This is a genomic window from Chamaesiphon sp. OTE_20_metabat_361 (genome assembly GCF_031364565.1).
This window is the reverse complement of record NZ_JANLWO010000632.1, coordinates 1-26,194: the sequence shown is the minus strand read 5'-3', so window position 1 is coordinate 26,194 and position 26,194 is coordinate 1. Positions and strand designations below refer to the sequence as shown.

General features: G+C 46.9%; 18 protein-coding genes. 9 read left to right on the top strand and 9 right to left on the bottom strand.

The window, feature by feature from the left end:
* Nucleotides 1-122, bottom strand: a 122-nt coding sequence (locus RMO35_RS18210; protein WP_309742870.1) for an Hsp70 family protein, incomplete at its 3' end; no start/stop codon positions are given.
* A 331-nt stretch (nt 123-453) separates the two neighbouring features.
* Between RMO35_RS18210 and RMO35_RS18205 the strand changes: the two genes are divergently transcribed.
* Complete coding sequence (locus tag RMO35_RS18205) at nt 454-849, top strand: hypothetical protein (RefSeq protein WP_309742853.1); 396 nt, start codon at nt 454-456, stop codon at nt 847-849.
* 59 nt (nt 850-908) lie between these two features.
* The gene (locus RMO35_RS18200) at nt 909-1,574 is read left to right on the top strand and encodes a phosphatase PAP2 family protein (protein WP_309742855.1); all 666 of its coding nucleotides are present in this window, start codon (nt 909-911) and stop codon (nt 1,572-1,574) included.
* Between the two features lie 54 nt (nt 1,575-1,628).
* On the opposite strand, the gene cydB (RMO35_RS18195) is transcribed toward RMO35_RS18200, so the two are convergent.
* The 4 genes from cydB (RMO35_RS18195) to RMO35_RS18180 all read right to left on the bottom strand — a co-directional run bounded on the left by cydB (RMO35_RS18195) (nt 1,629) and on the right by RMO35_RS18180 (nt 8,864).
* Nucleotides 1,629-2,642, bottom strand: a complete 1,014-nt coding sequence (cydB, locus tag RMO35_RS18195; RefSeq protein WP_309742858.1) for a cytochrome d ubiquinol oxidase subunit II — start codon at nt 2,640-2,642, stop codon at nt 1,629-1,631.
* Between the two features lie 212 nt (nt 2,643-2,854).
* Complete coding sequence (locus RMO35_RS18190; protein ID WP_309742860.1) at nt 2,855-4,297, bottom strand: cytochrome ubiquinol oxidase subunit I; 1,443 nt, start codon at nt 4,295-4,297, stop codon at nt 2,855-2,857.
* Nucleotides 4,298-4,938: 641 nt separating this feature from the next.
* Nucleotides 4,939-7,971 (bottom strand): peptidase domain-containing ABC transporter, encoded by a 3,033-nt coding sequence (locus tag RMO35_RS18185; RefSeq protein WP_309742862.1) that lies wholly within the window; start codon nt 7,969-7,971, stop codon nt 4,939-4,941.
* Nucleotides 7,972-8,045: 74 nt separating this feature from the next.
* Nucleotides 8,046-8,864 carry a peptidylprolyl isomerase gene (locus RMO35_RS18180; protein ID WP_309742864.1) on the bottom strand — a complete coding sequence of 273 codons (819 nt, stop codon included), beginning with the start codon at nt 8,862-8,864 and terminating at the stop codon, nt 8,046-8,048.
* A 317-nt stretch (nt 8,865-9,181) separates the two neighbouring features.
* Between RMO35_RS18180 and RMO35_RS18175 the strand changes: the two genes are divergently transcribed.
* Nucleotides 9,182-9,433, top strand: a complete 252-nt coding sequence (locus tag RMO35_RS18175) for a hypothetical protein (protein ID WP_309742866.1) — start codon at nt 9,182-9,184, stop codon at nt 9,431-9,433.
* 56 nt (nt 9,434-9,489) lie between these two features.
* Here RMO35_RS18175 and RMO35_RS18170 read toward each other — a convergent pair whose 3' ends face one another.
* Nucleotides 9,490-13,047: an esterase-like activity of phytase family protein gene (locus tag RMO35_RS18170; protein WP_309742868.1), complete on the bottom strand. Its 3,558-nt coding sequence runs from the start codon at nt 13,045-13,047 to the stop codon at nt 9,490-9,492.
* A gap of 100 nt (nt 13,048-13,147) precedes the next feature.
* Here RMO35_RS18170 and RMO35_RS18165 point away from each other — a divergent pair, with 100 nt between their 5' ends.
* Nucleotides 13,148-16,705, top strand: a complete 3,558-nt coding sequence (locus RMO35_RS18165) for an esterase-like activity of phytase family protein (RefSeq protein ID WP_309742868.1) — start codon at nt 13,148-13,150, stop codon at nt 16,703-16,705.
* A gap of 56 nt (nt 16,706-16,761) precedes the next feature.
* Here the strand turns inward: RMO35_RS18165 and RMO35_RS18160 are convergent, their stop codons facing one another.
* Nucleotides 16,762-17,013 carry a hypothetical protein gene (locus RMO35_RS18160; protein WP_309742866.1) on the bottom strand — a complete coding sequence of 84 codons (252 nt, stop codon included), beginning with the start codon at nt 17,011-17,013 and terminating at the stop codon, nt 16,762-16,764.
* Between the two features lie 317 nt (nt 17,014-17,330).
* Between RMO35_RS18160 and RMO35_RS18155 the strand changes: the two genes are divergently transcribed.
* The 4 genes from RMO35_RS18155 to cydB (RMO35_RS18140) all read left to right on the top strand — a co-directional run bounded on the left by RMO35_RS18155 (nt 17,331) and on the right by cydB (RMO35_RS18140) (nt 24,566).
* Nucleotides 17,331-18,149: a peptidylprolyl isomerase gene (locus RMO35_RS18155; RefSeq protein ID WP_309742864.1), complete on the top strand. Its 819-nt coding sequence runs from the start codon at nt 17,331-17,333 to the stop codon at nt 18,147-18,149.
* Between the two features lie 74 nt (nt 18,150-18,223).
* Nucleotides 18,224-21,256, top strand: a complete 3,033-nt coding sequence (locus RMO35_RS18150) for a peptidase domain-containing ABC transporter (RefSeq protein ID WP_309742862.1) — start codon at nt 18,224-18,226, stop codon at nt 21,254-21,256.
* A gap of 641 nt (nt 21,257-21,897) precedes the next feature.
* Complete coding sequence (locus RMO35_RS18145) at nt 21,898-23,340, top strand: cytochrome ubiquinol oxidase subunit I (protein WP_309742860.1); 1,443 nt, start codon at nt 21,898-21,900, stop codon at nt 23,338-23,340.
* A 212-nt stretch (nt 23,341-23,552) separates the two neighbouring features.
* On the top strand, nt 23,553-24,566 hold the full coding sequence (gene cydB / locus RMO35_RS18140) for a cytochrome d ubiquinol oxidase subunit II (RefSeq protein WP_309742858.1): 1,014 nt from the start codon (nt 23,553-23,555) through the stop codon (nt 24,564-24,566).
* A gap of 54 nt (nt 24,567-24,620) precedes the next feature.
* On the opposite strand, the gene RMO35_RS18135 is transcribed toward cydB (RMO35_RS18140), so the two are convergent.
* On the bottom strand, nt 24,621-25,286 hold the full coding sequence (locus tag RMO35_RS18135) for a phosphatase PAP2 family protein (RefSeq protein WP_309742855.1): 666 nt from the start codon (nt 25,284-25,286) through the stop codon (nt 24,621-24,623).
* Nucleotides 25,287-25,345: 59 nt separating this feature from the next.
* Nucleotides 25,346-25,741 (bottom strand): hypothetical protein, encoded by a 396-nt coding sequence (locus RMO35_RS18130; protein ID WP_309742853.1) that lies wholly within the window; start codon nt 25,739-25,741, stop codon nt 25,346-25,348.
* Between the two features lie 331 nt (nt 25,742-26,072).
* Between RMO35_RS18130 and RMO35_RS18125 the strand changes: the two genes are divergently transcribed.
* Nucleotides 26,073-26,194, top strand: a 122-nt coding sequence (locus RMO35_RS18125; protein ID WP_309742870.1) for an Hsp70 family protein, incomplete at its 3' end; no start/stop codon positions are given.

The following is a 26,194-nucleotide window of genomic DNA, read 5'->3' as shown; positions in this document are numbered from 1 at the left end:
CCAACGACGGAGGGTGTGGTACGCATCCCTTCTGCATTAGCGATTACCACTGGTTTTCCACCTTCCATCACAGCTACCACTGAATTGGTGGTACCCAGGTCGATGCCTACTACTTTACCCATCCGCTGTTTCCCTTTGTATGACTAAATTTGTCACAAATATTGGTCTTATTTTATCCGATCGCGTAGCGTAACTATGGTAATCGATCCACCTGGTGGGTGGGGATAGTACTACTCTAGGGGATAGGGAATAGGGGATAGGGAATAGGGCAGCTTTCTAGAGCCTACTCAGACACAAGCGTCCTAAAACTCATAATCTACCATCTAATTCCTATCGGCTGTTCTCCATCCCCTATACCCTATCCCCTATCCCCTAAACCCTAAAATTAATTTAGAAGAACAAGTCCAAAAACTAATCGACGGTGCGCCAGATGTTGAGAGCCGCATGAGCGTGATGGCGATCGCGCCAATCTTACAACAGGTCGCCGCAACTCTACCACAGACGACGTATTATATCTGCCAAAGTTCGCAAGGTGAATCTGTCATCACTACTCTGCGCCACCATCGCCAACCCGATCTAGAAATCAAAGTTATTTACGCATTTATAAAAGTTGAGGATATCAGTAATTTCGACGGTGGCTCGCTAGCGACTCAATCAGCAGTAGAAGTACCTGTAATTCAGCTACTATTTTATTTAATTGCTTTCCCTGAGATCGATCGAGTGGTATTTCTCAATAATTCTAAAAATCTCAATATCGGCAAAGAGATCTCGCGTCAGAGTCTTGAAGACTCGATATCGCAGAAGCTAAAACCAGATTCTAAGTCTCAATTGCCGCCAGATGTATGTTAAATCATAACTGATTTTGTTACCACTCATTAATTTCACAATCGCATCGGATCGATCGTGCCATGCACTATTTTCACAATCGTCATAATTTAATAGATAGCTTGCGACGACAAGGTGTATGGCTGATTGTTTATTTACTAATTTTGGCGATCGTCGCTTGGCTGTGTACCGAAGTATGGGAAAAAGAAGTATTTAGTTTCGATCGATCTTTTTTATTATGGCTCCATCAATTTGCCACTCCGCAACTCGATCGAGTAATGTTGTTTTTTACGGCTCTGGGCGATCCGCCGACAGTCGTTACAATTTTTCTGACTACGAGCGTCTGGCTGCTCATCAAGCGGCGCTACTCGGATGCGATTAGATTTGCGATCGTGTGTGCGGGTGGTATCATAATCAATCAGGAAATGAAGTTATTTTTTGCCAAACCACGTCCTGAATTATGGCCGAGACTAATCGCAGATCCGACATTTTCTTTTCCTAGCGGTCATGCTGTCGGCTCGATGGTGGTGTATGGCTTTCTGGCTTATATCTTAGCCAAAGAGTTGCCTCAGTTTAAATTATACATTTGTGCGATCGCGAGTAGCTTAATTATCTCGATCGGCTTGAGTCGCTTATATTTAGGCGTACATTATCCGACTGATATTATTGCTGGCTATGGGATTGGATTTTTATGGTTGACAACTTGTTTGAAGTTGGGTTTTAGCTTTCGGCGATCGCTAGATACATAAAAAAGAGGAAGTTTTCTCCCTCTTTTTAAAGTTAGATCTAGAAGCTAAAATTCCTCAATCGTATTCAACAGCAGTAACAACCTTGCCCCTGAACACGACATAGTTATAGATGTTGTAGAAGATCATAATTGGAATTAGCACACCCACAAATGTCAGCATAAATACTAAGGCGCTGGGTGAAGCAGCCGCTTGATAAATCGTGACTTGGGTAGGAATAACGTAGGGGAAAATAATCAATCCTAGACCGAGAAAGCTCAACAAGAAAATCAAAATTGTCCAGATAAATGGCGTGCGTTCTTCTTCGCGATCGATACTTCTAAGCAGCAGCCAAACCAACAATCCGCCGAGAACGGGAATCGCTGCAAATACATAAACCATCGGCGGAGCAAATAGCCGCGTCCGCAGTGCCTCGTAAAATGTTGGCGTGACGATCGTAATTAGAACTGCGCCAATAAATGTCGTAATAGTTGCGATTTTGGCAGTCTTATAATGAGTCTTTTGTAGTTCGCCTTCGGTTTTCAAGATTAGATAGGTAGAACCGATCAATACATAACCTTGAATCAAGGTTAGGGCGACTAATAGAGATCGCCAATCCAGCCAATCCCAAGTCGAACCAGCAAAATGACCCTTAGCATCGACGGTAATTCCTTCGATCGTACTACCGAGCGCGAAACCTTGACCTAAAGCAGCCAAGAAACTACCTAAACCAAAAGCATAATTCCAGAATAATTTATTATTGGAATGCTCGCGAAATTCAAACGCTACCGCTCGAAATACCAGCCCAAAAATCATCATAAAAATGGGCATATACAAAGCCGTCAGAATCGTACTGTAGGCAAGCGGAAATGCCCCAAATAAGGCACCAGCCATCACTACTAGCCAGGTTTCATTGGCATCCCAAATATTGCCCAAACTAGTCATTAACAAGCCGCGCCGTTCTTCGTCAGAGCTAGTCAGCGAGAGGATGCCCACTCCCAAATCGAAGCCGTCTAACATCACGTATAGAAATAGAAATAAGCCTAAAATGACAAACCAAACTTGCGGCAGAAAATGTAACAGTGCGTCCATAAAAACTCCTCTGATTTACCAGGATTTGTCGGATTTGAGGATTTACAGGATTAGGTTATCGGAGCTATAGCGATCTTAAATGATTCGTGAGGTTGATTCTTCTTCGGTGCGTTACGCTACGCGATAACACACCCTACGATACTCTTGTAAATCAAATAGGACTGCTATATCCTCTATTCCCTATCCCCTATCCCCTATTCCCTATCCCCTAACTACTGCTGCGCTTCGACTGGTCGGCGGTCTGGTACCGATTCTGCGGGTTCGGTTCTGAGGATAAATTGACCGTCATCGCCTGGTATTGGCAGATTCAGCTTTGGCCCTGCGCCGATAATTCGACTGGCAAAGTAGAGCGTTGTCACTAGTAAGATCGAATAGACGACCATAAAGAAAATCAAGGATGTGAGGACATTAGTCGGCGGGACATTTGAGACGCCATCTGCCGTGCGAATGCGATCGTAAAGTACCCATGGTTGGCGACCCACACAGCGTACGACCCAACCAGCCTCGATCGCAATATAACCCAAAGGTGCCGAAAACATCCACAGGCGCATCAGCCATTTTTGGGCGCTAATCTTGTCGGGTGCCAGATTGCCCCGATACCATTCCAACACATTCCACAGCATCACTGCGGCTAAAAAGAAGCCGATGGCAATCATTACCCGGAAGGAATAATAAATCAGTCCCACCATTTTGGGGCGATCTTGGCGCTCCCATTCATTCAATCCCGGTACGGGTACAGACAGATTTTTGCGAAACTCTAAGATATAACCCAACCCATTCGGCACGGTTAATTCCCACGAGTTGCGGTTGTTGGCTTCATCGGGGATGGCTAGCAAGCTCCAATCCGCAGGTTTACCCGCTGGAGAGCTTTCCCATTTAGATTCCATCGCCGCTAGCTTCGTCGGCTGATAATAAGCCACCTGCTCGGCGCTCAGATGTCCGGCATAAATTTGAATCGGTGCCACCGCAATCGCCGTGGCGAGAACAATCTTGAGCGAGCGACTAAAAAATGCGGTATTGCGGTCTTTGAGAATATACCAAGCACTAATCCCACCGATCATAAATAATGACGTTTCGAGCGTTGCCAAAAACATATGAGCGACACTTTTGACCATAAATGGATTCAAAATTGCCTGAAAATAATCGCTCACGATAAACTTGCCATCGACCATCTCGCCACCAGCAGGCGTCTGGAGCCAAGAATTGGCTGATAGAATCCAAAATATTGACAGGTTGGCACCAAAAGACACCATGATCGTTGCCAAGTAGTGAATTGGCGGTGCCACTCGTCCCCAACCAAAAATCATAATCCCTAAAAAACCAGCTTCGAGCATAAACGCCATCGAAGCTTCAAACCCCAACACACTACCAAAAAAGTCCCCGACAGCTTCGGATAAAGGCCCCCAGTTAGTGCCAAACTGAAACTCTAATGGCAGCCCCGTGGCAACCCCAATCCCAAAGTTCAAGATAAACAGCTTCGACCAAAAGCGAAGGTGATAGTAATAATCCGGGTCGCGGGTCTTAAGCCACAGTCCTTCGATGATGACTAGATAAATAGACATCCCTGTTGTCAAAACAGGCCACAGCATATGAAAAATGGCTGTGAAAGCAAACTGCATTCGCGATAGGGCGACGGTATTTGAAAAAATATCCATGTCTGACCTGCTATTTGGTTTATATTTTCATTTGACCTAGTTTTAATGATAGACACTTTCCCGCCTGAAAAGCTTCGATCGAGCTATCCTAAATATGCACATCTTTGTATATTAGTCAACCGATCCAATAGAGTTACAGAGGTAGGAACCGTCTCTGAAACTTCAGGTGTAGGTGCAGTTGTCGCTAGTTAGGAAATATAATGTGGAAATAGCGATCGAGATTTATGACGATGGAGACTCAAGACACTTGGCAGGAATGGATTTTTGTGGGTAGTTATATCGCACTCCTACTATTGGTAATTTGGGGCGTACTAATTCGGAAATAGAGAGAAACGTAGTTCAGAGCCGAAGCAATAGGAGTTTAAACTGCTTAATTCGATTACCTACGGTACGTTATGCGATCGCGCAACCTCTACAATAATCGAGCGATTTTAACCACTCTCAATATCCACGTTACTATGTCAAAAATTGTCTGCGGGCATTGCCCACCCTACGAAATAATTGAATGAATAAGAGTTGAAAATGCTTGAATCGATCGAGCTGTTTGATTTGATTCTGCGGTACGCTAAGCGATCTCTAGACCGATCGTTCGCAAAGCGTGCCATCTCTGCGAGACGCTACGCGAACTAATCGCTACAAATTTAGAGCTGAGACTCTTGTTGTTGGTAGAGACAATAATATCGTCCTTGCAATGCCATCAGTTCCGCATGGGTGCCGAGTTCCGCGACGATACCGCGATCCATCATCAAGATAATATCCGCATTGCGAATTGTCGTCAGGCGGTGGGTGATAAAAAAGACCGTTCTCCCGGCAAAAGCGTCAGCGATATTCGTACAGACGTGGTTTTCGGATTCATAGTCGAGGGCGCTGGTGGCTTCATCGAGAATCAGTAGGCGCGGGTTCTGGAGGATCGTCCGGGCGATCGCGATTCGTTGGCGTTGTCCGCCGGATAAGCCCGATCCGCGTTCGCCGACGGAGGAGTTGTAGCCATTGGGTAGCTCCATGATAAAGTCATGGGCGTAAGCGATTTTGGCTGCTTGAATGATTTGGTCGGTGGTGGCGTCGGGATAGTTGAGGGCGATATTTTCCTGGACGCTACCTTCAAATAGCAGGGTATCTTGGGGGACGATGCCGATTTGTTGGCGGAGGGAGTAGAGTTCTACTTTGGCGATATCATAATCATCGACTAAGATGCGTCCCGATTCGAGTGGGTAGAGTCGCGGTAACAATTTCATCAGCGTACTCTTACCAGAGCCGCTTTGACCGACGATGCCGATAAATTTACCAGCGGCAAATTCTAAACTGATGCCATCGAGATTGAGCGGGCCAGTTGTTGCAAATCGGAAGGAGACGTTATCGAATTTAACTTTACCGCGAATTGTGGGCATGGGAATATTGCCCCGATCGATATCGGTGGATTCCATCGGCGTATCCAGAATATCGGCAATCCGCTCCAAGGATAGAGCGGTTTCTTGGAAGTTCTGCCACAGTTGCGTCAGCCGGAGCAGGGGGCTAGTGACGTACCCAGAAATGATCCGAAAGGCAATCAGTTGTCCGAGGGTGAGTTTGCCGTCGAGGACTAAATACGCACCCACCCAAAGCACCAGTAAGCTGGAGAGCTGATTGAGAAAGGTGGTGGCGGAATTGGCGGTGGTAAAGGTAATTACGGTTTGGAATCCCGCCATCACGTATTGGGTGTAGCGTTCTTGCCATTTCCACCGCGATCGCAGTTCGACGTTTTGAGCTTTAACGGTTTGGATACCAGAAATTACTTCGACTAGGTGAGATTGGGATCTGGCATTGCGTTCGGCTTTTTCGCGCAGTTGTTTGCGGGCGATCGGGGAGATAATGGTGGTAATCAGCACGCACAGCGGTAAGGTAGCGAGGGCAACTAATGTGAGCAGCCAGCTATAAATCAGCATCACAACGATATAAATCACCGAAAATACCGAATCTAAGACGACCGTGAGGGCAGTCCCGGTCAGGAATTGGCGGATATTTTCGAGTTCGTTGACGCGGGTGGACAGTTCCCCAACCGACCGCTTTTCAAAGTAGCGTAAGGGTAAGCGGAGCAAGCGATCGATAATTTGCGAACCCAGCGCCAGATCGATCCGATTGGTAGTATCGACAAATAGATAGGTGCGGAGGCTGGTTAATAAGGCTTCGCCGACAGCGACACCGATTAACAGAATCCCAAATACATTCAGAGCGGTGGCGCTGTTTTGCATCAATACTTTATCGATAATCGTCTGGGTAATCAGCGGATTTGCCAGTCCGAACAGTTGGATAAAGAACGAAGCAATTAAGACCTCGACTAAGACGCCTTTGTACTGCACCAGCGACGGCCAAAACCAACTAATCCCAAACTTTTTCTCAGGGGTATAGCGGGTGGCTTGAACCAGCAAAATCTGAATTAAATCGTTGCTGGGAGCGTCACTGGTCGATTCCTGATTGAGGAGTAATTCTTCGGGCGATCGCTGTACCAAGCCGCTATCGGGCAGGGCGATCGTCAGGGAGTTGTGAGACACCGCACACACTACTGCCAGTCGCTCTTGCCACTTAATCAGCGCTGGTACCTGAATCCGTTGGATGTCGGCGATCGGGATGGCAGCAAGTTGACCTTGCAACCCTAAAAAGTCCGCCACAGCCCCGCAAAATTGCAGCGAGACGCCCCCAGTTTGCTCGACATGGTGAGAAACCACCTTCCGGACGGAATCGCGCCGGAAGGGGATTTTAAACTGGTGTGCCAGCATTTCAAAGCAAGCGACGCTACCATCGATGTGCCCTTTCCCTCGGACGAGCTGATATTTCTGGGCGGCTTTAGTAACAGGGGCGTTGAGGGTAAGGGGCAGATCTGGGGCGTAGGGGATGTCGCCCGATTCGGGGACGGCTAGCGCTGAGGAATTGACAACGGTGGTAGCATCTTCGATATCGATGACTCGATCGGCATCGACAGGTTGGGTAAACTGGAGTACCGTCGGCAAAATCCCGATCGTCCGCATTTTTTGGCGGGGATGAGCCGATTCGATATCGATCCGATCGCCGATCTGGTAAGCACCATCGCTTTGTCCTAACTCTTGACTGGCGACAAACCAATCCCAGTTGCGCAGTGCGGGGGGAATTTCGGCGATCGAGCTATAGACAACAGCCGTTTCTGCGGCTTTGAGCGTGAGGTCTTTGAGCGAATCCACGCCCAATAATGTCAGTAATTGTTCTTGATTGGGCTGGCGTTCGAGTTCGCTCCGCAGAATTTCAAAGATTTCGATGCTGGTGGGGCGATCGTAAAAATATTGTCTGAGCGTCGGTTCTTTAGCGATCGACTGCATGAACGACTCAGCGGGAATCGTCAAGCAAATCACTTCGGTAGAGGCGATCGCCGATTCGCAGGGCACGCCCCGAATCATGCTGATTGCCCCGATCGTGCTGCCAGCTTCCAAGCGTTCGAGTGTCACTGGCGTAGCCAGATCGTTGGGATATCCCAGCAGCCGCACGGTGCCTTCCACGACGATATTAATCTGTGCCGAAAATCTATCCCGTAGGGCGATCGGTTGACCGACATGATAGCGATAATACTGAGCGATTTTGGCAATTTTTACTTGTGCATTTGGGGCTAACTTACTAAATGGCTCGATTTGTGATAAAAATATTTCGGGAGCGACGGGCGTATAAGTCATAAAAATTAGGCTGTATCTGAGATTTAAAGCGAGATAATTCGCTCGAAATCGGTCTAAATTGGTTTAAATAAAGATTAACTTTTAACTGAAATTTGAGCTAATTTTGATTGAATCCATTGCTCGTACAGCTCATCTATCAGCCGCGCTCTCAGGGTTTTATCTAACTGAGCGGGGAGATATTTTTCCAGCCTGACCAATACAAACCAGTCGGCAACTTGGAGCGGTGGCGCGAGCTGTCCGGGCTTAAGAGTCGCGATCTTTTGGGCGAGAACTGGATGCGGGACAGATAACTCGTGCGGCCCAACCATTCCGCCACTTTGGGCTTCTTGTCCGCCGGAATATTGCTTGACTAAATCGCTAAAAGTTGCTTCACCATCTTGAATTCGGAAAAACAATTCCTGAGCCAAATGGGGATCTTTGACGCGCAATAGCGAATATACAGCTCGATCGAGTTGACTTTTTCGCTGTAAAAAATAAGAATCAACTTTATTATTAAAAGCCAATTGTTTGAACCGATCGAGTTTGAGCGTCCTAAGTACTGAATGCTCGAATTGTGCGAGGCTACAGTTGTTGCGCTCCAGCCATACTGCCCGATCGTCATCAGAGTTAATCTGATACTTATGATAAAAAGCTTTATAGGCACCAAAAATTTCTTCTTGAGTGCAATCGATTGCAGCTAGTTCGGCATCGAGAATCAATTCTCGTTGCAACTGGGGGAGCATCCAAAACTTCTGTAATAGGGCGATAACTTCTTCCCCAGACATGGTGTTTTGACACAACCGCTGGAGCGGTGTATCTAGCTCGGGAGTGGATTGCTGAGGTTCCGATCGATCGGGGGGCGGTAGGGTTGAAGTCACAATGCTGGGGTCTAGCAAATTTGCAGTTGTCTTCATGATACTTTTATTTAAAGGCGAACTCAGTGACACCTTTCACAAATTATCTCAGCGATCGTCCAGTCCGAGGTTATCGAGATATTAAAAGCTGGTTAAACTTGTTGCTTCTGGGCGATTGTAGCATAATTGGTGCTAAATTGAAACCACTATTGCAGCTTGGATCGCTCGATTCGGTGATACCGCTGACCCTAAGATTACACGATAATACCACTAGATCGCACTGTGAAAATAGTGCGATCTAGTGCTAATGCTTCGTAAGTCGTATCTAAGTGTAGTGGCTGAGAAAAACTGGAATCTGATATCTTGCGATCGAAAGAGTGTTAGATTTGTGCAATCCAGAGGTATGGCAAGAATTATCGCTCACGAATGCGCCTGACTGCTTCAAAAATCGAGATATTGCTAGAGCTTGCGCTAATTTTATCCGTTATACTACCGCCGCTACTGCCATGTTTGTGCCATCAATGGCTTTTTTGGAAGACATAGAGCAGTGGTGTCTGGTGCTGTTTTTAGCGAAACTTCCAGCAGATATGCGCGAATTTTTGCCTAATGTGACGTTTCGGATTGAATGAAGATATGTGCATTTTAGAGAAGCAGGGGTAATTCATGAATTACCCCGCGTTTTTGCTTAGACTACTTTGACATTAACATTGACGACTAGATCGTTGAAGTCACGATCGCCACTGCCATACATATCTTCGATCCCAAAGGTGTTATTCCCCAACAAGCGGAAGTGATCCAGTGTGTCAGGATTGGCACCGAGATAATTGAAGTAGGCATGAATCGCGTTGACATTGCCACCATTATTAGTCGGATTGATGCTGGCAAAACTAGCGAGGGAACCTTGAGCGATGACTACAGGTGCGTAGATTTTTCCACCCGCAAGATCGAGGTTGGTTTTAGTTTCGGTTTTTGATACCTGCAATACCGCGCTTTTAACTGCTTCGATCGCATAGTTAGCATCGCCCGGTTTGAGGATTGCACCACCAGCTAGTCTAATCGTGCCCAAAACTGCATCTTCGACGGCGTAGAAAGCGACATTGTTGTTGTAAGCAGCGTCACTAGTGCTAGTAATATCGACTTTGAGGGTTTTCCCCGCATAATCGGATAGATCGATAATCCGTCCCTGAGTCAAACTTTGGGACTTGGCACCGATCGGAATATTCGGTGTTGTACCTGCAAGTTTGGAGACATTTAAGCGCAGTTCGTCGTTATTAATTGAGATTTGATAGCCATCATTCGCACTATTAGTTGTGACTTTAAATGGACTATTGCCGCTGGTATTAGGAAGTGCGAATAAGACATTAGTTGGCGTTTTTCCGCTAGCAATTTGTTGTTGAAAATCGGCGATCGAACCATCTTGCACTTGAAAGAATTGATAGATTTTATTGGAATCTAAGCTAATTTCGCGTTTGTTTAGGCTAAAGAAACTACCGTCCAAGCTAGCAAAGATCGGTTTGGCTGAGTCGGCGACTAGTTTGAGATAACCTGGGGTACCTGGAGCGATGCCGCCAATTTTACCAGCTAGATCGTCAACAGCAAAAAAGCCAATTTCATTAACTTTACTACCTAATCTTTGGGCGATCGCATTAATACCGATCCCTTTGAGTGTGGGATCGGCTACAAATAGATTGTTGGTTAAAGTAATGCCTAATGTCGTTGGATTGGGGTTAGGATTCGGGTTTGGATTCGGGTTAGGATTCGGGTTTGGATTCGGATTCGGGTTTGGATTTGGATTTGGATTTAAGAGATCGGCGATCGAATTTGCCTGAATTCCTTTGAGTAATGCGACATCGACAGTCCCTGCTTTGAGCAACGTATCGCTACCCTGGATCGTCGCAGTTAGCTTAGTAATATCGTCGCCAATGCCCGGAAGTCCGCCGATTTTGAGCGTATCCGTACCAGCTTTAAAGTCGGTAACAATATTTGCTTGGGTGGGTAAAGATGCCAGCGCGAGCAAGAAAATATCTCGTCCATTACCACCCGTCAGGATATTCCCACCTAAGCCAGCAAATAAGGTATCGTCGCCGTCGCCACCAAATAAGCGATCGTTAGTACCAGCAAATAATCGATCGTCGCCTGTTCCGCCATCTAAGAAGTTGCCAACTTCACCATCGGTAGCATCGAGAATATCGTTACCACCTTCACCGAATAGTCGATCGTTTTTACCAGCATATAGCTCATCGGCACCATCGCCAGCATAGATCTGGTTGCGACCCGCCGCAATACTCGCATCGATGATATTATTACGACGATCGCCGATAATTCTGGTATTGGCTTCTTTAATACCGAGTAATAGATCCGTCGGATCGGTAGCGGTGATAATTTTAGTACTAATAATTCCCGTCACGGGGAGATCTTTAGCTAATTCTAACAACCCTAATTTTTCGGGTACCTTACTCCCCGGCGCGACGTTAAAATCGTTGTCATTAATTAAGGTGAGAGTATTGGGTGCGACTAATGCCAAGCCTTCGAGTTTTTCGACTCCGGTGTAGCCCAATTGCGCTGCATTAGCGATGAGACTTTTGCTGACGGGGGCAATTTTGGCAGTAGTTAGTTCGGCGGGGGTGAGTTGTTCGATTGTTTTACCCGCAGGTAGGGTAAAGTTGGCGGGGTTATTAATATTAGTCGCCGCTGCGAGATCGATTTGGTAGATGAGTTTATTCGAGGCGGTTGTAGCCAAATCGTCGCGTTCGACAACGGCAAATTTACCGCCGCCGAGGGAGACAGCATCGCCGAGTTTGTCGGTTTTGGCGTTACCAGTCCCGGTAATATCGTCGAGCAGATAGAGATATTCACCCGTGACGGCTTTAGTTGTGGTGTCGAATTCTAAAATGCGGACGGTGCGAGAGGCTCTAGACACCGTATCGCCAGCATTATCTGGATTATCAATCGGACTTTGGATAAAGGCATAAAGCTTGGTACCTTCGATCGCGATGGCTTCAAAGCCCCGATTGCTGCGGCGTTGGGCGTAGACTTCGGGTAATACTTCGGTGCCAAATGTCCCAGCAGGGAAGTCGGTTGTGGGTGCTGTGGCGGTACCTTTGGGGATAAATCTGTCGAGTAGTTTACCATTGGTATCAAATTGGTAAATTGCGGGACGATATTCGTCTACCAGCCAGTAGTTACCATCAGAGCCGATGACGATGCCTTCGACATCCGCGCCGAGCGGATCGTTGGCTAAAACTTTGCCATCGAGATCGACACCAATTTCGTCGGTGTAGGCTAAACCATTAGCCCCGGCTTGGAGGTTGGGCAATCCGGTGAGTGGTGTTTTACCATCGGCTCTAAATAAGCCCGTGCGCTTGGTAATATTAATCTCGCCAGAGGTGCGATTGAGTTCAAAACTGACGATTTCGGGTTGAAAGTTAGGTAATAGAAAGGGACGATTCGCACCAGTCGGCTCGCCATTTGGCCCGCGATCGGTATTAGTGATAAATTTGAGATTACCATTTGCGGCAATCCCTTGGAAATACAGCCCAGAGAAACCACCGAGGAACAGATCTTGTCCTTTGGAAGTGGTGCCTAGTTTGGGCAAGTTGGTAAAATCATAGCTCGTTACATTGCTCCCAGCATTATTGGGTGCTGTCGGCGTGACGGCGACGGTGTTGCTATTGAGGCTACCTGGGGCGGTATTTTTGAGGAGTACTAGTTGTTGAGTGCCCAAGCTAATCGTGGCATCAGTGCCAGATTTGGCAACGGTAAGATCGCTAAAATTGTTGACACCTGCTAAGTTAATCCTAAGTGTGTCATTAAGTCGATCGAAATCCGTAATTGTATTAGGTGTAGCGGGGACATCGACATTGGCAACCCAAATTACATCTTTACCAGTGCCACTCGTAATAGTATTGCCACCCTGTCCGCCATAAATCTTGTCATCGCCTGCATCGCCGGAAATGGTATCGTTGCGATCGGCGTAAATAATATCGTCACCATCGCCACCAGAGAGCGTATTAGAGCCATTACCATCCGATGTCAGGGTATCGTTACCTGCATCGCCATCTAGCATGTCGTTAGTGTAAGCATATAGCTCGTCGTTGCCCGCGCCGCCACGTAAAACATTATTTCCTGCTCCCGGTAGGGCATCTAAGTAATCATTTCCGGCTAAACCGAGCAAGGTATCGTTGCTTTTGTCTTTGTCAATGAATAGTACATCATTGTTAGCTGTGCCGTTAACTGTCGCCATTGAATTAGGGGATAGAGGTTAAAGATTAGATCGGGACAAGGTAGGGGCAATTGCCCCTACCTTGTCCCGATCTAATCTTTAACCTCTATCCCCTAATTCAATGGCGACAGTTAACGGCACAGCTAACAATGATGTACTATTCATTGACAAAGACAAAAGCAACGATACCTTGCTCGGTTTAGCCGGAAATGATTACTTAGATGCCCTACCGGGAGCAGGAAATAATGTTTTACGTGGCGGCGCGGGCAACGACGAGCTATATGCTTACACTAACGACATGCTAGATGGCGATGCAGGTAACGATACCCTGACATCGGATGGTAATGGCTCTAATACGCTCTCTGGTGGCGATGGTGACGATATTATTTACGCCGATCGCAACGATACCATTTCCGGCGATGCAGGCGATGACAAGATTTATGGCGGACAGGGTGGCAATACTATTACGAGTGGCACTGGTAAAGATGTAATTTGGGTTGCCAATGTCGATGTCCCCGCTACACCTAATACAATTACGGATTTCGATCGACTTAATGACACACTTAGGATTAACTTAGCAGGTGTCAACAATTTTAGCGATCTTACCGTTGCCAAATCTGGCACTGATGCCACGATTAGCTTGGGCACTCAACAACTAGTACTCCTCAAAAATACCGCCCCAGGTAGCCTCAATAGCAACACCGTCGCCGTCACGCCGACAGCACCCAATAATGCTGGGAGCAATGTAACGAGCTATGATTTTACCAACTTGCCCAAACTAGGCACCACTTCCAAAGGACAAGATCTGTTCCTCGGTGGTTTCTCTGGGCTGTATTTCCAAGGGATTGCCGCAAATGGTAATCTCAAATTTATCACTAATACCGATCGCGGGCCAAATGGCGAGCCGACTGGTGCGAATCGTCCCTTTCTATTACCTAACTTTCAACCCGAAATCGTCAGTTTTGAACTCAATCGCACCTCTGGCGAGATTAATATTACCAAGCGCACGGGCTTATTTAGAGCCGATGGTAAAACACCACTCACCGGATTGCCCAACCTCCAAGCCGGGGCTAATGGTTTAGCCTACACCGACGAAATTGGTGTCGATCTCGATGGCAAAGTTTTAGCCAACGATCCGCTCGGCGCGGATGTCGAAGGCATCGTCATCGGCTCTGATGGTAACTACTGGCTGGTAGACGAATATCGTCCCGCAATTTACCAATTTGATACCAATGGTAAACTACTCGACAGATTTATCCCCAAAGGTACCGCCACAGCACCCACAACCGACTTCCCTGCTGGGACATTTGGCACCGAAGTATTACCCGAAGTCTACGCCCAACGCCGCAGCAATCGGGGCTTTGAAGCCATCGCGATCGAAGGTACCAAGCTTTATGCCTTTATCCAAAGTCCGATTGATAATCCAGATAATGCTGGCGATACGGTGTCTAGAGCCTCTCGCACCGTCCGCATTTTAGAATTCGACACCACAACTAAAGCCGTCACGGGTGAATATCTCTATCTGCTCGACGATATTACCGGGACTGGTAACGCCAAAACCGACAAACTCGGCGATGCTGTCTCCCTCGGCGGCGGTAAATTTGCCGTTGTCGAACGCGACGATTTGGCTACAACCGCCTCGAATAAACTCATCTACCAAATCGATCTCGCAGCGGCGACTAATATTAATAACCCCGCCAACTTTACCCTACCTGCGGGTAAAACAATCGAACAACTCACCCCCGCCGAACTAACTACTGCCAAAATTGCCCCCGTCAGCAAAAGTCTCATCGCTAATGCAGCGCAATTGGGCTACACCGGAGTCGAAAAACTCGAAGGCTTGGCATTAGTCGCACCCAATACTCTCACCTTAATTAATGACAACGATTTTAACGTCGCGCCGGGGAGTAAGGTACCCGAAAAATTAGGGTTGTTAGAATTAGCTAAAGATCTCCCCGTGACGGGAATTATTAGTACTAAAATTATCACCGCTACCGATCCGACGGATCTATTACTCGGTATTAAAGAAGCCAATACCAGAATTATCGGCGATCGTCGTAATAATATCATCGATGCGAGTATTGCGGCGGGTCGCAACCAGATCTATGCTGGCGATGGTGCCGATGAGCTATATGCTGGTAAAAACGATCGACTATTCGGTGAAGGTGGTAACGATATTCTCGATGCTACCGATGGTGAAGTTGGCAACTTCTTAGATGGCGGAACAGGCGACGATCGATTATTTGCTGGTACTAACGATCGCTTATTTGGTGGCGACGGCGACGATACCTTATTTGCTGGCTTAGGTGGGAATATCCTGACGGGTGGTAATGGACGAGATATTTTCTTGCTCGCGCTGGCATCTTTACCCACCCAAGCAAATATTGTTACCGACTTTAAAGCTGGTACGGATACGCTCAAAATCGGCGGACTTCCGGGCATTGGCGACGATATTACTAAGCTAACTGCGACGATCCAGGGTAGCGATACGTTGCTCAAAGCAGGGACTGTCGATGTCGCATTACTCAAAGGAATTCAGGCAAATTCGATCGCCGATCTCTTAAATCCAAATCCAAATCCAAACCCGAATCCGAATCCAAACCCGAATCCTAACCCGAATCCAAACCCGAATCCTAACCCCAATCCAACGACATTAGGCATTACTTTAACCAACAATCTATTTGTAGCCGATCCCACACTCAAAGGGATCGGTATTAATGCGATCGCCCAAAGATTAGGTAGTAAAGTTAATGAAATTGGCTTTTTTGCTGTTGACGATCTAGCTGGTAAAATTGGCGGCATCGCTCCAGGTACCCCAGGTTATCTCAAACTAGTCGCCGACTCAGCCAAACCGATCTTTGCTAGCTTGGACGGTAGTTTCTTTAGCCTAAACAAACGCGAAATTAGCTTAGATTCCAATAAAATCTATCAATTCTTTCAAGTGCAAGATGGTTCGATCGCCGATTTTCAACAACAAATTGCTAGCGGAAAAACGCCAACTAATGTCTTATTCGCACTTCCTAATACCAGCGGCAATAGTCCATTTAAAGTCACAACTAATAGTGCGAATGATGGCTATCAAATCTCAATTAATAACGACGAACTGCGCTTAAATGTCTCCAAACTTGCAGGTACAACACCGAATATTCCGATCGGTGCCAAGTCCCAAAGTTTGACTCAGGGACGGATTATCGATCTATCCGATTATGCGGGGAAAACCCTCAAAGTCGATATTACTAGCACTAGTGACGCTGCTTACAACAACAATGTCGCTTTCTACGCCGTCGAAGATGCAGTTTTGGGCACGATTAGACTAGCTGGTGGTGCAATCCTCAAACCGGGCGATGCTAACTATGCGATCGAAGCAGTTAAAAGCGCGGTATTGCAGGTATCAAAAACCGAAACTAAAACCAACCTCGATCTTGCGGGTGGAAAAATCTACGCACCTGTAGTCATCGCTCAAGGTTCCCTCGCTAGTTTTGCCAGCATCAATCCGACTAATAATGGTGGCAATGTCAACGCGATTCATGCCTACTTCAATTATCTCGGTGCCAATCCTGACACACTGGATCACTTCCGCTTGTTGGGGAATAACACCTTTGGGATCGAAGATATGTATGGCAGTGGCGATCGTGACTTCAACGATCTAGTCGTCAATGTTAATGTCAAAGTAGTCTAAGCAAAAACGCGGGGTAATTCATGAATTACCCCTGCTTCTCTAAAATGCACATATCTTCATTCAATCCGAAACGTCACATTAGGCAAAAATTCGCGCATATCTGCTGGAAGTTTCGCTAAAAACAGCACCAGACACCACTGCTCTATGTCTTCCAAAAAAGCCATTGATGGCACAAACATGGCAGTAGCGGCGGTAGTATAACGGATAAAATTAGCGCAAGCTCTAGCAATATCTCGATTTTTGAAGCAGTCAGGCGCATTCGTGAGCGATAATTCTTGCCATACCTCTGGATTGCACAAATCTAACACTCTTTCGATCGCAAGATATCAGATTCCAGTTTTTCTCAGCCACTACACTTAGATACGACTTACGAAGCATTAGCACTAGATCGCACTATTTTCACAGTGCGATCTAGTGGTATTATCGTGTAATCTTAGGGTCAGCGGTATCACCGAATCGAGCGATCCAAGCTGCAATAGTGGTTTCAATTTAGCACCAATTATGCTACAATCGCCCAGAAGCAACAAGTTTAACCAGCTTTTAATATCTCGATAACCTCGGACTGGACGATCGCTGAGATAATTTGTGAAAGGTGTCACTGAGTTCGCCTTTAAATAAAAGTATCATGAAGACAACTGCAAATTTGCTAGACCCCAGCATTGTGACTTCAACCCTACCGCCCCCCGATCGATCGGAACCTCAGCAATCCACTCCCGAGCTAGATACACCGCTCCAGCGGTTGTGTCAAAACACCATGTCTGGGGAAGAAGTTATCGCCCTATTACAGAAGTTTTGGATGCTCCCCCAGTTGCAACGAGAATTGATTCTCGATGCCGAACTAGCTGCAATCGATTGCACTCAAGAAGAAATTTTTGGTGCCTATAAAGCTTTTTATCATAAGTATCAGATTAACTCTGATGACGATCGGGCAGTATGGCTGGAGCGCAACAACTGTAGCCTCGCACAATTCGAGCATTCAGTACTTAGGACGCTCAAACTCGATCGGTTCAAACAATTGGCTTTTAATAATAAAGTTGATTCTTATTTTTTACAGCGAAAAAGTCAACTCGATCGAGCTGTATATTCGCTATTGCGCGTCAAAGATCCCCATTTGGCTCAGGAATTGTTTTTCCGAATTCAAGATGGTGAAGCAACTTTTAGCGATTTAGTCAAGCAATATTCCGGCGGACAAGAAGCCCAAAGTGGCGGAATGGTTGGGCCGCACGAGTTATCTGTCCCGCATCCAGTTCTCGCCCAAAAGATCGCGACTCTTAAGCCCGGACAGCTCGCGCCACCGCTCCAAGTTGCCGACTGGTTTGTATTGGTCAGGCTGGAAAAATATCTCCCCGCTCAGTTAGATAAAACCCTGAGAGCGCGGCTGATAGATGAGCTGTACGAGCAATGGATTCAATCAAAATTAGCTCAAATTTCAGTTAAAAGTTAATCTTTATTTAAACCAATTTAGACCGATTTCGAGCGAATTATCTCGCTTTAAATCTCAGATACAGCCTAATTTTTATGACTTATACGCCCGTCGCTCCCGAAATATTTTTATCACAAATCGAGCCATTTAGTAAGTTAGCCCCAAATGCACAAGTAAAAATTGCCAAAATCGCTCAGTATTATCGCTATCATGTCGGTCAACCGATCGCCCTACGGGATAGATTTTCGGCACAGATTAATATCGTCGTGGAAGGCACCGTGCGGCTGCTGGGATATCCCAACGATCTGGCTACGCCAGTGACACTCGAACGCTTGGAAGCTGGCAGCACGATCGGGGCAATCAGCATGATTCGGGGCGTGCCCTGCGAATCGGCGATCGCCTCTACCGAAGTGATTTGCTTGACGATTCCCGCTGAGTCGTTCATGCAGTCGATCGCTAAAGAACCGACGCTCAGACAATATTTTTACGATCGCCCCACCAGCATCGAAATCTTTGAAATTCTGCGGAGCGAACTCGAACGCCAGCCCAATCAAGAACAATTACTGACATTATTGGGCGTGGATTCGCTCAAAGACCTCACGCTCAAAGCCGCAGAAACGGCTGTTGTCTATAGCTCGATCGCCGAAATTCCCCCCGCACTGCGCAACTGGGATTGGTTTGTCGCCAGTCAAGAGTTAGGACAAAGCGATGGTGCTTACCAGATCGGCGATCGGATCGATATCGAATCGGCTCATCCCCGCCAAAAAATGCGGACGATCGGGATTTTGCCGACGGTACTCCAGTTTACCCAACCTGTCGATGCCGATCGAGTCATCGATATCGAAGATGCTACCACCGTTGTCAATTCCTCAGCGCTAGCCGTCCCCGAATCGGGCGACATCCCCTACGCCCCAGATCTGCCCCTTACCCTCAACGCCCCTGTTACTAAAGCCGCCCAGAAATATCAGCTCGTCCGAGGGAAAGGGCACATCGATGGTAGCGTCGCTTGCTTTGAAATGCTGGCACACCAGTTTAAAATCCCCTTCCGGCGCGATTCCGTCCGGAAGGTGGTTTCTCACCATGTCGAGCAAACTGGGGGCGTCTCGCTGCAATTTTGCGGGGCTGTGGCGGACTTTTTAGGGTTGCAAGGTCAACTTGCTGCCATCCCGATCGCCGACATCCAACGGATTCAGGTACCAGCGCTGATTAAGTGGCAAGAGCGACTGGCAGTAGTGTGTGCGGTGTCTCACAACTCCCTGACGATCGCCCTGCCCGATAGCGGCTTGGTACAGCGATCGCCCGAAGAATTACTCCTCAATCAGGAATCGACCAGTGACGCTCCCAGCAACGATTTAATTCAGATTTTGCTGGTTCAAGCCACCCGCTATACCCCTGAGAAAAAGTTTGGGATTAGTTGGTTTTGGCCGTCGCTGGTGCAGTACAAAGGCGTCTTAGTCGAGGTCTTAATTGCTTCGTTCTTTATCCAACTGTTCGGACTGGCAAATCCGCTGATTACCCAGACGATTATCGATAAAGTATTGATGCAAAACAGCGCCACCGCTCTGAATGTATTTGGGATTCTGTTAATCGGTGTCGCTGTCGGCGAAGCCTTATTAACCAGCCTCCGCACCTATCTATTTGTCGATACTACCAATCGGATCGATCTGGCGCTGGGTTCGCAAATTATCGATCGCTTGCTCCGCTTACCCTTACGCTACTTTGAAAAGCGGTCGGTTGGGGAACTGTCCACCCGCGTCAACGAACTCGAAAATATCCGCCAATTCCTGACCGGGACTGCCCTCACGGTCGTCTTAGATTCGGTATTTTCGGTGATTTATATCGTTGTGATGCTGATTTATAGCTGGCTGCTCACATTAGTTGCCCTCGCTACCTTACCGCTGTGCGTGCTGATTACCACCATTATCTCCCCGATCGCCCGCAAACAACTGCGCGAAAAAGCCGAACGCAATGCCAGATCCCAATCTCACCTAGTCGAAGTAATTTCTGGTATCCAAACCGTTAAAGCTCAAAACGTCGAACTGCGATCGCGGTGGAAATGGCAAGAACGCTACACCCAATACGTGATGGCGGGATTCCAAACCGTAATTACCTTTACCACCGCCAATTCCGCCACCACCTTTCTCAATCAGCTCTCCAGCTTACTGGTGCTTTGGGTGGGTGCGTATTTAGTCCTCGACGGCAAACTCACCCTCGGACAACTGATTGCCTTTCGGATCATTTCTGGGTACGTCACTAGCCCCCTGCTCCGGCTGACGCAACTGTGGCAGAACTTCCAAGAAACCGCTCTATCCTTGGAGCGGATTGCCGATATTCTGGATACGCCGATGGAATCCACCGATATCGATCGGGGCAATATTCCCATGCCCACAATTCGCGGTAAAGTTAAATTCGATAACGTCTCCTTCCGATTTGCAACAACTGGCCCGCTCAATCTCGATGGCATCAGTTTAGAATTTGCCGCTGGTAAATTTATCGGCATCGTCGGTCAAAGCGGCTCTGGTAAGAGTACGCTGATGAAATTGTTACCGCGACTCTACCCACTCGAATCGGGACGCATCTTAGTCGATGATTATGATATCGCCAAAGTAGAACTCTACTCCCTCCGCCAACAAATCGGCATCGTCCCCCAAGATACCCTGCTATTTGAAGGTAGCGTCCAGGAAAATATCGCCCTCAACTATCCCGACGCCACCACCGACCAAATCATTCAAGCAGCCAAAATCGCTTACGCCCATGACTTTATCATGGAGCTACCCAATGGCTACAACTCCTCCGTCGGCGAACGCGGATCGGGCTTATCCGGCGGACAACGCCAACGAATCGCGATCGCCCGGACGATCCTCCAGAACCCGCGCCTACTGATTCTCGATGAAGCCACCAGCGCCCTCGACTATGAATCCGAAAACCACGTCTGTACGAATATCGCTGACGCTTTTGCCGGGAGAACGGTCTTTTTTATCACCCACCGCCTGACGACAATTCGCAATGCGGATATTATCTTGATGATGGATCGCGGTATCGTCGCGGAACTCGGCACCCATGCGGAACTGATGGCATTGCAAGGACGATATTATTGTCTCTACCAACAACAAGAGTCTCAGCTCTAAATTTGTAGCGATTAGTTCGCGTAGCGTCTCGCAGAGATGGCACGCTTTGCGAACGATCGGTCTAGAGATCGCTTAGCGTACCGCAGAATCAAATCAAACAGCTCGATCGATTCAAGCATTTTCAACTCTTATTCATTCAATTATTTCGTAGGGTGGGCAATGCCCGCAGACAATTTTTGACATAGTAACGTGGATATTGAGAGTGGTTAAAATCGCTCGATTATTGTAGAGGTTGCGCGATCGCATAACGTACCGTAGGTAATCGAATTAAGCAGTTTAAACTCCTATTGCTTCGGCTCTGAACTACGTTTCTCTCTATTTCCGAATTAGTACGCCCCAAATTACCAATAGTAGGAGTGCGATATAACTACCCACAAAAATCCATTCCTGCCAAGTGTCTTGAGTCTCCATCGTCATAAATCTCGATCGCTATTTCCACATTATATTTCCTAACTAGCGACAACTGCACCTACACCTGAAGTTTCAGAGACGGTTCCTACCTCTGTAACTCTATTGGATCGGTTGACTAATATACAAAGATGTGCATATTTAGGATAGCTCGATCGAAGCTTTTCAGGCGGGAAAGTGTCTATCATTAAAACTAGGTCAAATGAAAATATAAACCAAATAGCAGGTCAGACATGGATATTTTTTCAAATACCGTCGCCCTATCGCGAATGCAGTTTGCTTTCACAGCCATTTTTCATATGCTGTGGCCTGTTTTGACAACAGGGATGTCTATTTATCTAGTCATCATCGAAGGACTGTGGCTTAAGACCCGCGACCCGGATTATTACTATCACCTTCGCTTTTGGTCGAAGCTGTTTATCTTGAACTTTGGGATTGGGGTTGCCACGGGGCTGCCATTAGAGTTTCAGTTTGGCACTAACTGGGGGCCTTTATCCGAAGCTGTCGGGGACTTTTTTGGTAGTGTGTTGGGGTTTGAAGCTTCGATGGCGTTTATGCTCGAAGCTGGTTTTTTAGGGATTATGATTTTTGGTTGGGGACGAGTGGCACCGCCAATTCACTACTTGGCAACGATCATGGTGTCTTTTGGTGCCAACCTGTCAATATTTTGGATTCTATCAGCCAATTCTTGGCTCCAGACGCCTGCTGGTGGCGAGATGGTCGATGGCAAGTTTATCGTGAGCGATTATTTTCAGGCAATTTTGAATCCATTTATGGTCAAAAGTGTCGCTCATATGTTTTTGGCAACGCTCGAAACGTCATTATTTATGATCGGTGGGATTAGTGCTTGGTATATTCTCAAAGACCGCAATACCGCATTTTTTAGTCGCTCGCTCAAGATTGTTCTCGCCACGGCGATTGCGGTGGCACCGATTCAAATTTATGCCGGACATCTGAGCGCCGAGCAGGTGGCTTATTATCAGCCGACGAAGCTAGCGGCGATGGAATCTAAATGGGAAAGCTCTCCAGCGGGTAAACCTGCGGATTGGAGCTTGCTAGCCATCCCCGATGAAGCCAACAACCGCAACTCGTGGGAATTAACCGTGCCGAATGGGTTGGGTTATATCTTAGAGTTTCGCAAAAATCTGTCTGTACCCGTACCGGGATTGAATGAATGGGAGCGCCAAGATCGCCCCAAAATGGTGGGACTGATTTATTATTCCTTCCGGGTAATGATTGCCATCGGCTTCTTTTTAGCCGCAGTGATGCTGTGGAATGTGTTGGAATGGTATCGGGGCAATCTGGCACCCGACAAGATTAGCGCCCAAAAATGGCTGATGCGCCTGTGGATGTTTTCGGCACCTTTGGGTTATATTGCGATCGAGGCTGGTTGGGTCGTACGCTGTGTGGGTCGCCAACCATGGGTACTTTACGATCGCATTCGCACGGCAGATGGCGTCTCAAATGTCCCGCCGACTAATGTCCTCACATCCTTGATTTTCTTTATGGTCGTCTATTCGATCTTACTAGTGACAACGCTCTACTTTGCCAGTCGAATTATCGGCGCAGGGCCAAAGCTGAATCTGCCAATACCAGGCGATGACGGTCAATTTATCCTCAGAACCGAACCCGCAGAATCGGTACCAGACCGCCGACCAGTCGAAGCGCAGCAGTAGTTAGGGGATAGGGAATAGGGGATAGGGGATAGGGAATAGAGGATATAGCAGTCCTATTTGATTTACAAGAGTATCGTAGGGTGTGTTATCGCGTAGCGTAACGCACCGAAGAAGAATCAACCTCACGAATCATTTAAGATCGCTATAGCTCCGATAACCTAATCCTGTAAATCCTCAAATCCGACAAATCCTGGTAAATCAGAGGAGTTTTTATGGACGCACTGTTACATTTTCTGCCGCAAGTTTGGTTTGTCATTTTAGGCTTATTTCTATTTCTATACGTGATGTTAGACGGCTTCGATTTGGGAGTGGGCATCCTCTCGCTGACTAGCTCTGACGAAGAACGGCGCGGCTTGTTAATGACTAGTTTGGGCAATATTTGGGATGCCAATGAAACCTGGCTAGTAGTGATGGCTGGTGCCTTATTTGGGGCATTTCCGCTTGCCTACAGTACGATTCTGACGGCTTTGTATATGCCCATTTTTATGATGATTTTTGGGCTGGTATTTCGAGCGGTAGCGTTTGAATTTCGCGAGCATTCCAATAATAAATTATTCTGGAATTATGCTTTTGGTTTAGGTAGTTTCTTGGCTGCTTTAGGTCAAGGTTTCGCGCTCGGTAGTACGATCGAAGGAATTACCGTCGATGCTAAGGGTCATTTTGCTGGTTCGACTTGGGATTGGCTGGATTGGCGATCTCTATTAGTCGCCCTAACCTTGATTCAAGGTTATGTATTGATCGGTTCTACCTATCTAATCTTGAAAACCGAAGGCGAACTACAAAAGACTCATTATAAGACTGCCAAAATCGCAACTATTACGACATTTATTGGCGCAGTTCTAATTACGATCGTCACGCCAACATTTTACGAGGCACTGCGGACGCGGCTATTTGCTCCGCCGATGGTTTATGTATTTGCAGCGATTCCCGTTCTCGGCGGATTGTTGGTTTGGCTGCTGCTTAGAAGTATCGATCGCGAAGAAGAACGCACGCCATTTATCTGGACAATTTTGATTTTCTTGTTGAGCTTTCTCGGTCTAGGATTGATTATTTTCCCCTACGTTATTCCTACCCAAGTCACGATTTATCAAGCGGCTGCTTCACCCAGCGCCTTAGTATTTATGCTGACATTTGTGGGTGTGCTAATTCCAATTATGATCTTCTACAACATCTATAACTATGTCGTGTTCAGGGGCAAGGTTGTTACTGCTGTTGAATACGATTGAGGAATTTTAGCTTCTAGATCTAACTTTAAAAAGAGGGAGAAAACTTCCTCTTTTTTATGTATCTAGCGATCGCCGAAAGCTAAAACCCAACTTCAAACAAGTTGTCAACCATAAAAATCCAATCCCATAGCCAGCAATAATATCAGTCGGATAATGTACGCCTAAATATAAGCGACTCAAGCCGATCGAGATAATTAAGCTACTCGCGATCGCACAAATGTATAATTTAAACTGAGGCAACTCTTTGGCTAAGATATAAGCCAGAAAGCCATACACCACCATCGAGCCGACAGCATGACCGCTAGGAAAAGAAAATGTCGGATCTGCGATTAGTCTCGGCCATAATTCAGGACGTGGTTTGGCAAAAAATAACTTCATTTCCTGATTGATTATGATACCACCCGCACACACGATCGCAAATCTAATCGCATCCGAGTAGCGCCGCTTGATGAGCAGCCAGACGCTCGTAGTCAGAAAAATTGTAACGACTGTCGGCGGATCGCCCAGAGCCGTAAAAAACAACATTACTCGATCGAGTTGCGGAGTGGCAAATTGATGGAGCCATAATAAAAAAGATCGATCGAAACTAAATACTTCTTTTTCCCATACTTCGGTACACAGCCAAGCGACGATCGCCAAAATTAGTAAATAAACAATCAGCCATACACCTTGTCGTCGCAAGCTATCTATTAAATTATGACGATTGTGAAAATAGTGCATGGCACGATCGATCCGATGCGATTGTGAAATTAATGAGTGGTAACAAAATCAGTTATGATTTAACATACATCTGGCGGCAATTGAGACTTAGAATCTGGTTTTAGCTTCTGCGATATCGAGTCTTCAAGACTCTGACGCGAGATCTCTTTGCCGATATTGAGATTTTTAGAATTATTGAGAAATACCACTCGATCGATCTCAGGGAAAGCAATTAAATAAAATAGTAGCTGAATTACAGGTACTTCTACTGCTGATTGAGTCGCTAGCGAGCCACCGTCGAAATTACTGATATCCTCAACTTTTATAAATGCGTAAATAACTTTGATTTCTAGATCGGGTTGGCGATGGTGGCGCAGAGTAGTGATGACAGATTCACCTTGCGAACTTTGGCAGATATAATACGTCGTCTGTGGTAGAGTTGCGGCGACCTGTTGTAAGATTGGCGCGATCGCCATCACGCTCATGCGGCTCTCAACATCTGGCGCACCGTCGATTAGTTTTTGGACTTGTTCTTCTAAATTAATTTTAGGGTTTAGGGGATAGGGGATAGGGTATAGGGGATGGAGAACAGCCGATAGGAATTAGATGGTAGATTATGAGTTTTAGGACGCTTGTGTCTGAGTAGGCTCTAGAAAGCTGCCCTATTCCCTATCCCCTATTCCCTATCCCCTAGAGTAGTACTATCCCCACCCACCAGGTGGATCGATTACCATAGTTACGCTACGCGATCGGATAAAATAAGACCAATATTTGTGACAAATTTAGTCATACAAAGGGAAACAGCGGATGGGTAAAGTAGTAGGCATCGACCTGGGTACCACCAATTCAGTGGTAGCTGTGATGGAAGGTGGAAAACCAGTGGTAATCGCTAATGCAGAAGGGATGCGTACCACACCCTCCGTCGTTGG